The sequence below is a fragment of the Streptococcus bouchesdurhonensis genome (assembly GCF_948472335.1).
The window spans coordinates 57,874-70,987 of sequence record NZ_CAOKTW010000011.1 but is presented as its reverse complement, the minus strand read 5'-3'; the positions used below and the strand labels follow the sequence as shown (position 1 = coordinate 70,987).

The window sequence follows — 13,114 nt, the reverse complement described above, 5'->3', positions numbered from 1 at the left end:
GTTGGAATTTTTTTCCAACCTAATTGACACTATTTGTTAAATATTATTAGACATTAAAGCGGAATTCCATGATATCGCCATCTTGAACGATATATTCTTTTCCTTCTTCACGCAAGCGCCCAGCTTCTTTTACAGCTTTTTCAGATCCATATTTCACTAGATCCTCATATGACATAGTTACTGCACGAATAAATCCTTTTTCAAAGTCTGAGTGGATAATACCAGCTGCTTGAGGAGCCTTCATACCACGTTTAAAGGTCCAAGCGCGAACTTCTTTTTCACCAGCTGTGAAGTAAGTTCCCAATCCAAGTAAGTGGTAAGCTGCACGAGTCAACTTGTCAACGCCTGACTCTGTCAAACCAAGTGCTTCAAGAAACTCTTGCTTATCTTCTTCGTCTAACTCAGAAATTTCTTCCTCAGCACGCGCAGAAATAACGACTACTTCAGCATTTTCTGTCGCTGCGAATTCACGAATTTGTTTAACATAGTCGATAGAGTCAGGTTCTGAAACAACATCCTCATCCACATTGGCAACATAGAGCACTGGTTTAGTCGTCAAAAGGAAGAGACCTTTGACAACTTTTTGTTCTTCATCTGTAAATTCAATAGTTCGAGCTGATTTTCCATCTTCTAGGACTGGTTTAATCTTTTGAAGAACATTAAACTCAGCTACTGATTCTTTATCTTTTTGCGTACGTGCCATCTTTTCTACACGCGCATAACGCTTATTAACTGATTCTAAGTCAGCAAGAATCAACTCCAGGTTAATAGTATCAATATCTGCAAGTGGATCCACAAAAGCATCTTCACGTCCTTGCTCGCGCATCACATTTTCATCATCAAAAGCACGAACTACGTGAACAATCGCGTCTACTTCACGGATATTAGCCAAGAATTTATTCCCTAGCCCTTCTCCTTTTGAAGCTCCTTTTACAATTCCTGCGATATCTGTAAATTCAAATGTTGTTGGAACTGTCTTTTTAGGAGTGATCATTTCAGTCAATTTTTGTAGGCGTTCATCTGGAACCTCAACCATTCCAACGTTTGGATCAATCGTCGCAAATGGATAGTTTGCAGCCTCTGCTCCTGCTTTTGTAATTGCATTAAATAGTGTTGATTTACCAACGTTTGGCAAACCAACGATACCTGCTGTTAAAGCCATATTTTCTCATTCTCCGTTTTCATTTCAATCCCTAATATTATAACACAAAAAGGGAAAACTTGCTAACCCTCTAACTGAGGGGTTTCAGTCAATAATTTTATTCATTTTTCGATCAAAATCATAGCGCCCCATCATGACAACATGGTCACAATTGCTACATTTAATTTTGATATCTGCTCCTACACGTGTAATTTCCCAACGATTGGCCTTTTTACCTGTTGACTTGATGGTGCAAGCATGTGGTTTTTTCATTTCAACAAAATTTCCAACTTGATACATACTACTCTCCTTCTCTTTTTAGATTATATCATAAAAGAGGCGAGCCAGGCTCAACCTCTTTCACTTAATTTGTACGAACTGGTGTAATGAGCTGCATGAAGTCTTCATCAGTGTCTGCTGGCACAAGAGTAAATGGACGAACAGCTGAGATAAAGCTAATGGTCACCTTTTCGCTATTTAAAGCCTTAAGAGAATCAATCAAGTAAGTTGGGTTGAAACTAATAGTCAAATCTTCACCAGTCACCTGATCAGTATCGATTTCTTCGTTTACTTTACCAACTTCTGGAGAATGAACATGGGCGCTAACAATACCACCTTTAATTTCAAGCTTCACAGTACCATTTTGAGTCGCACTTGATAAAAGGCGAGCACGCTCCATTGACTGACGTAAGTTTACCACATCAAAAGTAATAGTAGTGTTAAAGTCTGTCGGAATCAAGCGATCTGTATCAGGATAGTTACCTTCTAACAAACGAGTATAGAAGCTAATATTTTCGCTTCTAAAGAGGATTTGATTGTTGGCAAAGAAAATCTCTACAGTTTCAATATCGTCTGTAAATACTGCTGAAAATTCGCGTAGAGAACGGCTAGGAATCACGACATCAAAATCATCACTATTTTTTTCAAGAGTCAATTTTTTCTGGCTTAGACGATGAGAGTCTGTTGCAACTGTTTTTAACTCTTTGTGTTGGCTCAATACAAAATGAACACCTGTTAAAATTGGACGACTTTCTTGTGTACTTGCAGCAAAAGCTGTTTCATTGATAATTTTCTTAAGTAATTTTGTTTCAAGAACCAAAGGAGTGCTTGCTGAAATTTCTTGGATTCGTGGATATTGCTCGCTATCTTTTCCTTTTAGGGTAATTTCTGATTTGCCACTAGTTAAAACAATTTGGTTTTGTTCAATTTCTTTAAAATCAAGAGTCACATCAGGTAGACTAGATACCACATTGATGAAGAAAGAAGCTTCAAGAAGGATCGAACCTAAAGAAGTAATTAACAAACCAGCATCTTCATTTTTTTGAGAAATAAAATTTTCAATTGAAATTTGACCATTTGAACCAATTAAAGTAACACCTTCATTGGTTACGTCAATTTTGACGGTTGATAAAATAGGAATGGCATTTTTAGAGCTAATAGCTCTCTTAGTAGTATTTAAGGCTTGTAGAAATAAATTTTTATTAATTGAAAAATGAATCATGGATTCTCCTTTATTTATTTTTAGTATTAGAAGGATAATAGTAATAATAGAGTCTGTGAAATCTGTGGAAAACAGACTTTAAACAAGTCATATCAAGTTTTTGGGCTTGTTTAAAAAATATGGATAAAAAAGATAATAAAGTAAAAGTTATCCACAAGTTATTTGATTTTCTTTTTGATTGATTCAATTTCTAAACGTAAATTATCGTCTTCATCAATCAAAGATTTAATTTTGGCATGGGCATGAATGACTGTTGTGTGATCTTTACCACCAAATTCCTTCCCAATTTTTGGAAGACTATTATCTGTTAGTTCTCTAGATAAATACATGGCTACTTGACGGGCTAACACAATATTTTGAAGGCGTCTGCTTCCCTTCATTTCTTTGACGCTGACACCATAAAAGTTACCAACTTCATTTTGGATTTTATCAATTGGGATGACGAGCATTTGGCTAACATCTTGTTTGCGTGCCCTAATAGCCTCTGCAGCGATATCGATAGTGATATCCTTAATCTTCTTCACTCGGGCGATTAAAGTGATGTCGTTGATTGCTCCTTCAAGTTCTCGGACGTTTGAATCAAATTGACCAGCTAGGTATTCTAGGGTATCACTTTGGAAATGGTAGTCTAAATTCTCTGTTTTGCTTTGTAAAATGGCAATACGTGTCTCAAAGTCAGGTGGTGTGATATTTTGCGTCAAGCCCCAGCTAAAGCGCGTGACAAGTCTTTCTTCAAGGCCCTCTAAGTGTTTAGGGCTACGATCACTAGTCAGAACAATTTGTTTTTGATTGTTATGGAGAACATTGAAAGTATTGAAAAATTCTTCCTGAGTTGCAACTTTTTTTCCACTCAGCGATTGAATATCATCAATTAACAAGAGATCGAGGCTACGGTAGGTTTTTTTGAACTTATCCATTTCACCCAGTCTCAGATGTTCAAGAAAGTCGTTTATAAAGCTTTCAGCAGGAATGTACTTCACACGCGCATCAGGAATATTTTTCAAAATCTCATTCCCAATGGCATTGAGTAAGTGAGTCTTACCAAGCCCAGGTCCTCCATAGATAAAAAGAGGATTATAGGTCAAGGCCAAATCTTCAGAGACAGCCAGGGCGGCTGATACTGCCCAAACATTTCCATCCCCTTGGATAAAATTATCAAAGGTATACTTTTCTTTTAATCCAGTATCCGAATAAGGAATAGATGCTAACTTTGGACTATAGTCATAGAGAGTTGAATTTGGAGCTTCTTCAACTTGTGGGATAATCGTATCTTGAGGCTTGGTAAAAATATAGTGGGGAGTTATTTCAGCATCATAAATCTCAAAACCAGCTACTACAATGATATCTTTTAGTTGTTTTTTCCAGACCATTTCCATTTCAGATCGTGGTAAAAATATAGTGGCAACATTTTCTTCTACCTTAATGAGTTCAGCTTGAATAGCATAGAAATCATACATGGAACGAGTTAGTCTTTCTTGTGCAAATTCTAATATACGATTCCAAAATTGTTTTTCTTTCAATCCTTTCTCCTCCTTTACTATTTAAAAGTTTAATGCTAGATTTATTTTACCATAGATAGCAAGAATTTTCCACAAGCTGTGAAAAATAATCCACAATGTTATCAAGTTTTATCCACAGGTTGGGGATAAAATCAGAAACTATTGATTTGTGAAGCTTTTTTTTTGAAAAAAATAGTGGATAACCTTGTGAGATAAAAAAATAAAAGAACAGCCTTATTTCAGGCTGTTGATAATTCTACTGTATTCTTCTTGGTTTGAGAAAGCAATAATGATTTTTCCACTATCTTTTTTAGACAGTTTGATTTCTACATCTAATCCGAGTATTTTTTTTAACTGTTCTTCTTCATTTTGTATGAAATAATCATTTTTTTGCAGTTTCTTTTGTTTTTTCTCTGTCAGAAGAGCTTCTAACTTCCTTACAGAAATGTCTTCTTCTATAATTCGTTGAAAGAAATAGTCTTGTTGTTCCTTATTCAACCCAACTAGCGAACGCGCATGGGCTTGTGATAGTTGGCCATTTTCTACTTCTGAAAGGATCTGTTCTGGCAAGGACAGCAAGCGAATAGAGTTGCTGATATAAGGACGAGACTTGCCCATTTTATCTGCAATTTCAGCATGGGTAAATCCTTTCTCTACAAGAGATTCATAGGCGCGTGCTTCTTCTATTGGATTTAAATTTTCTCTCTGTAAATTTTCAATGATAGATTGGATCATCATCTCTTGATCTGAAAGCTGCTTAACAACAGCTGGGATATACCTTAGACCAGCTAAAAGTGAAGCCCGATAGCGTCTCTCTCCTGCAAGGATTTCATAACCAATAACAGGAGATTGACGAACAATAATCGGTTGAATGACCCCATTTTCTTTGATAGACTGTGCTAGTTCATGTAGTTTTTCTCCATCAAATTCTTTTCGAGGTTGATAGGGATTTTTCTGTATATCTGTGATAGAAATCATTTCAAATTTTTCCATGATTCTACACTAACACATCTTTTATCTTATGTAAAGCTTTCTTTACATAGATGTCAATTAAGATTCTAAATCACCTGAACTCTTGTCAAGTTTAATAGATGTAGTTTCTTCTTTACCGTTACGATAGTAAGTTATTTTAATGGTATCTCCGATAGAATGATTGTAAAGAGCACTTTGTAAGTCTGTTGATGAAGCAATTTCCTTGTCATCTACTTTTGTAATAACATCGTATTTTTCAAGGTGACCATTGGCAGGCATATTACTTTGCACAGAACGAACAACGACACCAGATGTTACATTGCTTGGAATATTCAGTCTTCTAATATCACTTGTATTAATATTTGAGAGATTGACCATTTGAATTCCCAAAGCTGGACGAGTCACTTTTCCGTTCTTTTCTAGCTGTTCAATAATATTGATAGCATCATTTGCAGGGATTGCAAAACCAAGACCTTCTACAGATGTTCCTCCATTTGTGGCAATTTTACTTGAGGTAATTCCGATAACCTGTCCTTGAATATTGATTAGTGGGCCACCAGAGTTACCTGGGTTAATAGCAGTATCAGTTTGGATGGCTTTTGTAGAAATGGCTTGTCCATCTTCAGATTTTAAAGATACATTTCGATTAAGACTAGATACGATACCTTGAGTGACAGTATTAGCATATTCAGAACCTAATGGGCTACCGATGGCAATAGCAGTTTCTCCTACGGTTAACTTGCTAGAATCACCAAATTCAGCTACTGTTGTCACTTTTTCTGAAGAGATTTTGACGACAGCAATATCAGAGAAAGTATCAGCTCCGACGATTTCTCCAGGTACTTTAGTTCCATCTGACAAACGAATATCTACTTTGCTGGCACCATTTATAACGTGATTGTTGGTGACGATGTAAGCTTCTTTATCATTCTTTTTATAAATAACCCCAGATCCTTCACTAGAGATTTGCTGAGAATCTGTGTCAGTATCATCATTACCAAATACGCTATTTTGTCTGTTTGCTGAATAAGTAATAACAGAAACAACGGCATCTTTTACTTTGTTAACAGCCTGTGTTGTTGAATTTTCATTCTTATAGGCAGTCTGTGTAATAGTACTATTGTTGTTAGAGGTACTTACACCACTTTTTTGAGTTAGTTGGTTTATTGAAAAACTACCCAAGGCTCCACTAATAAAGCTAATGACGATAACGACTAATAATTGAAACCATTTTTTGTAAAATGTTTTTAGATGTTTCATATTTGCCTCCATTTATTTGAAATTACTGAAAGTATAAACTGACTAGCTTAATTATAACTTAAAAACAAAAGTTTTTCACAGATTGTGGATAACTTTCAAAAATCTGTGGTTTTCTCGGCTAAAATTAACCTTTTATTTTGTGAATAAGATGTGAAAAAATAGAGAATATGTTAGAATAGAGTCATGAAAATTAAAGTTGTAACAGTTGGGAAACTGAAAGAAAAGTATTTAAAAGATGGTATTGCAGAGTATTCAAAACGAATTTCTCGATTTGCTAAGCTTGAAATGATAGAGCTAGCAGATGAAAAAACACCAGATAAGGCCAGTGAATCAGAAAATCAAAAGATTTTAGAAATAGAAGGTCAGAGAATTTTATCAAAAGTTGGTGACCGTGATTTTGTTATTGTGTTAGCCATTGAAGGGAAAACTTTGTCCTCAGAAGAATTTAGTAAGCATTTAGAAGAAGCTTCTATAAAAGGATTTTCTACTCTTACTTTTATTATTGGAGGGAGTCTGGGATTAGCACAGGATGTAAAAAAGAGAGCCAATCTCTCTGTTAGTTTTGGTCGTTTAACCTTGCCCCATCAGTTAATGAGACTAGTCCTTGTTGAACAAATCTATCGAGCTTTTACAATACAGCAGGGCTCGCCCTATCATAAATAGAAAATTGACTTTCAATTGAATTTTTGGTAGAATAGCTGTATTAGGTCTCATAGCTCAGCTGGATAGAGCATTCGCCTTCTAAGCGAACGGTCGCAGGTTCGAATCCTGCTGGGATCAATATAGTAGCAAAGCTGGGAATTTTCCCGGCTTTTTTCTTAAAAAAGTACACTTGGGGATAAAAAAATGACAGTTGAGAGAATTTTATCTAAAACAAAATTCCATTTTGTATAATAGTTTTTGTAAGTTAGCTTACAAGAAAAAAACATTGAGGAGATTTTATTATGAAAAACACAGTTAAATTGGAACAGTTTGTAGCCTTGAAGGAAAAAGACTTGCAAAAGATTAAAGGTGGGGAAAGTAGGGTTTCAGACATCCTCCTTGATTTTCTTTTCCGACGAAAAAAGTAATGAAATAAGGAGAAAGAGTAATGAATTTACTTGGATTTGGGACAGTTATTGTTCATTTTTTAATTATTAGTCACAGTTACCGTTTAATTTGTAAAGGTCAAATAAAAGCAAAGGAACTATACGTTTTTGGTGCTTATACATTACTAGTGGAAGCAGTACTTGAACTTACCTTCTATTTTCTATCTTTAGATGGGTTAGGAATTGTAACATTTTTATTTCCTTTGGGATTATATTCCTATTTTAGATGGATTAAACAGTATGAGAAGAATAGGGGACTATTCCTAAGTTTACTACTGTCTCTTTTATATGAGAGTACTCATAACTTTCTGTCCGTAACTTTCTCCTCTATAACAGGAGACAATTTTGTTTTACAATATTATTACCCATTCTTTTCCGTTGTAACGGTGTTGACCTATTTTGTTGTCTCAAAAATCATTCATTATTTCCACTTAGAATTAACCTATTTTGACAAGGACTACCTCTATCCTTTCTTGAAAAAAGTCTTTTTTGCCTTACTATTGCTACATGTTGTATCTTTCATTTCAGATATGGTAAGTACGATTAAACATTTGAATAGTTTTGGAAGTATTTTATCATCTATTGTCTTTATCTCTTTACTTTTGACCTTTTTTGCAATGAATTCGCATAAAGAACAAATGGAGAAAGAGATTGCGTTGAAGCAGAAAAAATTTGAACAGAAACATTTACAAAATTACACAGATGAAATTGTCGGTCTGTATAATGAAATCCGTGGTTTTCGACATGATTATGCTGGGATGCTTGTCAGCATGCAGATGGCAATTGACAGTGGTAATTTACAGGAAATTGACAGAGTTTACAATGAAGTTTTGGTCAAAGCTAATCACAAACTGCGTTCAGATAAGTACACTTACTTTGATTTGAACAACATAGAAGATTCAGCTTTACGAAGTTTGGTTGCTCAGTCCATTGTCTATGCTCGAAATAATGGTGTAGAGTTTACACTGGAAGTAAAAGATATAATTACTAGACTACCAATAGACCTGCTGGATTTGGTTCGTATCATGAGCGTTTTATTGAACAATGCTGTTGAAGGTTCAGCTGATAGCTATAAAAAGCAGATGGAAGTAGCAGTTATTAAGATGGAAACTGAAACAGTTATTGTGATTCAGAATTCATGTAAAATGACGATGACTCCTTCAGGAGATCTGTTTGCCTTAGGATTCTCTACTAAGGGAAGAAATCGCGGAGTCGGCCTAAATAATGTGAAAGAATTACTAGATAAGTACAACAACATTATTTTAGAAACAGAGATGGAAGGTAGTACATTTAGACAAATCATTAGATTTAAGAGGGAATTTGAATGAAAGTTTTAATTTTAGAAGATGTTATTGAACATCAAGTGAGACTAGAGAGAATATTGGATGAAATTTCGAAAGAATCGAATATTCCAATATCATACAAAACAACGGGAAAAGTCCGTGAATTTGAAGAATACATTGAAAATGATGAAGTAAATCAGCTTTATTTCCTAGATATCGATATTCATGGAATTGAGAAAAAGGGATTTGAAGTGGCTCAGCTCATTCGTCATTACAATCCTTACGCTATTATCGTCTTTATCACAAGTCGATCAGAGTTTGCGACTCTAACCTATAAATACCAGGTATCAGCCTTAGATTTTGTTGATAAGGATATCAATGATGAGTTGTTTAAGAAGAGAATTGAGCAAAATATCTTCTACACGAAGAGTATGTTACTTGAAAATGAAGATGTTGTAGATTATTTTGACTACAATTACAAGGGAAATGATTTAAAAATTCCTTACCATGATATTTTGTATATTGAAACGACAGGTGTCTCTCATAAATTGCGCATTATTGGTAAGAATTTTGCCAAAGAGTTTTACGGTACCATGACAGATATTCAGGAAAAGGACAAACATACTCAGCGATTTTATTCTCCTCATAAGTCATTTTTGGTAAATATAGGCAATATCAGAGAAATTGATCGAAAAAACTTAGAAATTGTTTTCTATGAAGACCATCGTTGTCCTATTTCAAGATTAAAAATTAGAAAATTAAAAGATATTCTAGAGAAAAAATCTCAAAAGTGATTGACAATTAGTAAGAAATTGATATAATGGTTATATCTGCTACAGATAGAAGGTCCGTTGGTCAAGGGGTTAAGACACCGCCTTTTCACGGCGGTAACACGGGTTCGAATCCCGTACGGACTATTTTATCCGCCATAGCTCAGTTGGTAGTAGCGCATGACTGTTAATCATGATGTCGTAGGTTCGAGTCCTACTGGCGGAGTATAGATAAAAGGGAACACAGTGTTGTTCCCTTTTTTGCATCAATTCGTATCACCAAGCATCTTCATGAGGAAGTCTGTTATTTCTTGAGGACTTTCTTTTTTTCCATGTGCAATCCAAGTTTGGCAAACACCAAAAAGTGCGTGAGTTAGATAGATGCTACTGTATTCTAATTCAGTGGTATTGAGATTCAGTTGTATAAATCGTTTTTGTAAATCTGTACTGAGCATGATATGAAGTTTATTTCGTAAGAAATTTTGGATTTCTTTAGTCCCATTTTCAGAAAGAAGGGCAGCCAGAAGTGGTTCTGACTCTAGATATTCAAATACTTCTAAAATAGCGTCTCTTTTATGATGAGCATGTTTTTGAAAAATATATTCAAATGTATGAAAGAGCTTGCTTTGATAGTGCTCAATCATGTCATACTTATCCTTATAGTGAGTATAGAAGCTGGAACGACTAATTCCGGCTTTTTCTGCTAACTTGACAGTAGAAATTTGATCAAATGGCTGTTCCATCAGTAATTGTACCATAGCATTTTCAATAGTTCGCTTTGTTTTTAAGCGTTTGTTACTTTCTTGCATATTTCCTCCTTGTAGACAAATTAGACTATATGTCTAAAAATAGATTTTTTATCTTGTAATTTAGATTTTTTAATGTATAATCTATTATATCAAAATTTTAGACAATATGTTTAAAAAAGGAGAAGATATGTTTAAAGAATGGAAAGCAATTTTTAAAAAACCAACCTTTATTATTGTCATGATAGGGATTTCTCTTATTCCTGCTTTATACAACATCATATTTTTATCCTCAATGTGGGATCCATATGGTCAAGTGTCTGACTTACCTGTGGCAGTTGTCAATAATGATAAAGAGGCCTCTTATAACGGTAATACCATGGCTATAGGAAAAGACATGGTGTCCAATTTAAAAGAAAATAAAACCTTAGATTTTCATTTCGTAGATGAAGAGGAAGGAAAGAAGGGATTGGAATATGGCAATTACTATATGGTAGTAACTTTACCAAGTGATTTATCTGAAAAAGCAGCTTCGATTTTAACGGATCATCCAGAGCAAATGCAAATCGATTATCAGACTTCAAGTGGTCATAGTTTTATTGCCAGCAAGATGAGCGATTCTGCGATGACACAATTGAAGCAGAATGTTTCTACCAATGTAACCGAGACCTATACTAAAGCTTTATTTGATAAGATGGTCGAATTAAAGGATGGTATGAGTCAAGCAGCTTCTGGAAGTGAAAAACTAACTGATGGAGCGAATCAGTTAGTGGCAGGAAGTCAAACATTAACTATTAACCTAAACTCTTTAGCAGCTTCAAGTTTAACATTTTCAAATGGAACGGAGCAGTTTACTAAAGGATTATCCTCTTATGTCTCTGGTGTTGAACAACTTCATCTTGGCTTAGGGAATTTTAATAGTGGTTTAGTTACATATACTGGTGCAGTGAGTCAATTAGATAGTGGGTTAGGTCAATTATCTTCTAAAAGCCCTGAATTAGTGAGGGGAATTAATCAATTATATACTGGTGTAGAATCTTATACTGGCGGTGTTTCTAAGCTCAATGCTGGTCTTAATCAATTTTCATCTGGTGTTAGTGCCTATACAAATGGAGTGGGAAATCTTGCAACAGGTGCTAATCAGTTATCTAATCAATCAGCTACACTTCGAATGGGTGTGGAGCAATTAAGTGAAGGGATTCAACAACTTTCTAGCAAGTTAGATACTTCGTCTGAGCAAAAAGATCAAATTAATAAATTATCTTCTGGTTTGAATCAGTTAAATCAAGCTATTCAAAATATTGATGTTGGAGATACAAAACAATTAGATTCTGTTTTATCAAGTATAGTATCTCTTTCTAATCAAATGTTAGCAAGTGTTCAGTCTGATAAAGCGACTACATTAGCCAATATTCAATCGACAGCAGCTTATCAATCATTGACAAGTGAGCAACAAGCTGAGATAAGCGCTTCTGTATCTCAAAATTCGACTGATAGTATTCAATCGGCTCAGTCAATTGTAGCTTTAGCTCAAGGTTTACAGGGAAGTTTGGAAAACTTACAAAATCAGTCTTTTAATCTTTCGACTTTAAAAAATCAAGCTAATCAAGTATTACCTATCGCTTCTAGTTCTTTGACAGAATTGTCAAGTGGATTAACAGAGATACAAGGAGCTGTTGCTAGCAAATTAGTTCCTGCCAGTCAGTCTATTACATCAGGTGTAAATGCATATACTGCAGGTGTTGATAAAGTTTCTCAAGGCGCAAGTCAACTAAGTGAAAAGAATTCCACCTTGACAGGTAGTTTGGACCAATTAGTTTCAGGCTCAACTACCTTGACACAAAAATCTTCTAACTTGACAGCAGGAGTTGGTCAATTAGTTGAAAAAACTCCAGAATTAGTGTCTGGTATTGAAAAATTATCAACTGGCTCTAACCAATTGAATCAAAAGAGTCAAGAATTGATAGCAGGAGTTGATAAATTGCAATCAGGCTCTAGCCAACTAGCTGACAAATCCAGTCAGTTAATTTCAGGTGCTTCTCAATTAGAAAGTGGAGCTAATAAATTGGCAAATGGAGCTGGGAAACTAGCAGAAGGTGGAACAAAGTTAACTTCTGGCTTGGAAGGTTTACAGACAGGAGTTGCTTCTTTAGGACAAGGATTGAGTAATGCCAGTGATCAACTCAAATCAGCATCTACGGAATCTAAAAATGCAGAGATTTTATCAAATCCTCTCAGTCTTTCCAAAACAGACAATGATCAAGTTCCTGTAAATGGAGTTGCAATGGCTCCTTATATGATATCAGTTGCTCTTTTTGTTGCAGCAATATCAACAAATATGATCTTTGCGAAGCTGCCTTCAGGACGTCATCCAGAGAGCCGTTGGTCTTGGTTGAAATCTAGAGCTGAAATAAATGGTATGATAGCTATTTTAGCAGGGATTTTGGTATATGGAGGAGTTCATCTTATTGGTCTAACTGCTAATCATGAAATGAGAACATTTATTCTCATCATCTTAACAAGTTTAGTATTCATGTCTATGGTTACAGCTTTAACAACATGGAATAGCCGTATAGGAGCTTTCTTCTCTCTTATCTTGCTTTTATTACAGTTAGCATCAAGTGCAGGTACCTATCCACTTGCTTTGACAAATGATTTCTTTAGAGCCATTAATCCTTGGTTACCAATGAGTTATTCAGTTTCTGGATTACGAGAAACAATCTCTATGACAGGAAATATTCATCAGCAAGTCATTTTCCTAGCTGTCATACTAGCTCTATTTACTGGTTTAGGTATGCTAGCCTATCAACCTAAGAAAATGGAAGAATATTAAAAAAATCGACCAATTGGTCGA

At 35.0% G+C, this 13,114-nt stretch carries 12 protein-coding genes and 3 tRNA genes; 8 read left to right on the top strand and 7 right to left on the bottom strand.

Features of this window, described 5'->3' with window-relative positions:
- Window positions 1-46: 46 nt before the first annotated feature.
- From ychF to htrA, 6 genes are all read right to left on the bottom strand, one after another.
- On the bottom strand, window positions 47-1,162 hold the full coding sequence (gene ychF, locus QMQ21_RS16015; RefSeq protein ID WP_001218713.1) for a redox-regulated ATPase YchF: 1,116 nt from the start codon (window positions 1,160-1,162) through the stop codon (window positions 47-49).
- Window positions 1,163-1,246: 84 nt separating this feature from the next.
- On the bottom strand, window positions 1,247-1,441 hold the full coding sequence (locus tag QMQ21_RS16010) for a DUF951 domain-containing protein (RefSeq protein ID WP_000285186.1): 195 nt from the start codon (window positions 1,439-1,441) through the stop codon (window positions 1,247-1,249).
- A 64-nt stretch (window positions 1,442-1,505) separates the two neighbouring features.
- Window positions 1,506-2,642 (bottom strand): DNA polymerase III subunit beta, encoded by a 1,137-nt coding sequence (dnaN, locus tag QMQ21_RS16005; protein WP_000581174.1) that lies wholly within the window; start codon window positions 2,640-2,642, stop codon window positions 1,506-1,508.
- Between the two features lie 158 nt (window positions 2,643-2,800).
- A complete protein-coding gene (dnaA, locus tag QMQ21_RS16000) occupies window positions 2,801-4,162 on the bottom strand; it encodes a chromosomal replication initiator protein DnaA (protein ID WP_000660620.1) in 1,362 nt (453 codons plus the stop codon).
- A gap of 213 nt (window positions 4,163-4,375) precedes the next feature.
- Complete coding sequence (locus QMQ21_RS15995; RefSeq protein WP_020902614.1) at window positions 4,376-5,134, bottom strand: ParB/RepB/Spo0J family partition protein; 759 nt, start codon at window positions 5,132-5,134, stop codon at window positions 4,376-4,378.
- Window positions 5,135-5,191: 57 nt separating this feature from the next.
- Complete coding sequence (gene htrA / locus QMQ21_RS15990; protein ID WP_261814799.1) at window positions 5,192-6,373, bottom strand: serine protease HtrA; 1,182 nt, start codon at window positions 6,371-6,373, stop codon at window positions 5,192-5,194.
- A gap of 183 nt (window positions 6,374-6,556) precedes the next feature.
- Here htrA and rlmH point away from each other — a divergent pair, with 183 nt between their 5' ends.
- The 7 genes from rlmH (at window position 6,557) to QMQ21_RS15955 (ending at window position 9,740) form a co-directional block, all read left to right on the top strand.
- Window positions 6,557-7,036, top strand: coding sequence for a 23S rRNA (pseudouridine(1915)-N(3))-methyltransferase RlmH (gene rlmH, locus QMQ21_RS15985; protein WP_261814798.1), 480 nt, complete (start codon window positions 6,557-6,559; stop codon window positions 7,034-7,036).
- 43 nt (window positions 7,037-7,079) lie between these two features.
- Window positions 7,080-7,153: transfer RNA gene (locus QMQ21_RS15980), tRNA-Arg, on the top strand.
- Window positions 7,154-7,317: 164 nt separating this feature from the next.
- On the top strand, window positions 7,318-7,443 hold the full coding sequence (comC, locus tag QMQ21_RS15975) for a competence-stimulating peptide ComC (RefSeq protein WP_049535516.1): 126 nt from the start codon (window positions 7,318-7,320) through the stop codon (window positions 7,441-7,443).
- A gap of 20 nt (window positions 7,444-7,463) precedes the next feature.
- Window positions 7,464-8,789 carry a competence system sensor histidine kinase ComD gene (comD, locus tag QMQ21_RS15970; protein WP_261814797.1) on the top strand — a complete coding sequence of 442 codons (1,326 nt, stop codon included), beginning with the start codon at window positions 7,464-7,466 and terminating at the stop codon, window positions 8,787-8,789.
- Window positions 8,786-9,538, top strand: a complete 753-nt coding sequence (gene comE / locus QMQ21_RS15965) for a competence system response regulator transcription factor ComE (RefSeq protein WP_000866062.1) — start codon at window positions 8,786-8,788, stop codon at window positions 9,536-9,538. The genes comD and comE overlap by 4 nt, the downstream gene beginning before the upstream one ends.
- Before the next feature lie 51 nt (window positions 9,539-9,589).
- Window positions 9,590-9,661 (top strand) — tRNA-Glu (locus QMQ21_RS15960).
- 5 nt (window positions 9,662-9,666) lie between these two features.
- Window positions 9,667-9,740, top strand: a tRNA-Asn gene (locus QMQ21_RS15955).
- Between the two features lie 40 nt (window positions 9,741-9,780).
- Here the strand turns inward: QMQ21_RS15955 and QMQ21_RS15950 are convergent.
- Window positions 9,781-10,323: a TetR/AcrR family transcriptional regulator gene (locus QMQ21_RS15950; RefSeq protein ID WP_001158274.1), complete on the bottom strand. Its 543-nt coding sequence runs from the start codon at window positions 10,321-10,323 to the stop codon at window positions 9,781-9,783.
- 127 nt (window positions 10,324-10,450) lie between these two features.
- Between QMQ21_RS15950 and QMQ21_RS15945 the strand changes: the two genes are divergently transcribed.
- Window positions 10,451-13,093: a YhgE/Pip domain-containing protein gene (locus QMQ21_RS15945; RefSeq protein WP_261814796.1), complete on the top strand. Its 2,643-nt coding sequence runs from the start codon at window positions 10,451-10,453 to the stop codon at window positions 13,091-13,093.
- Window positions 13,094-13,114: the final 21 nt, after the last annotated feature.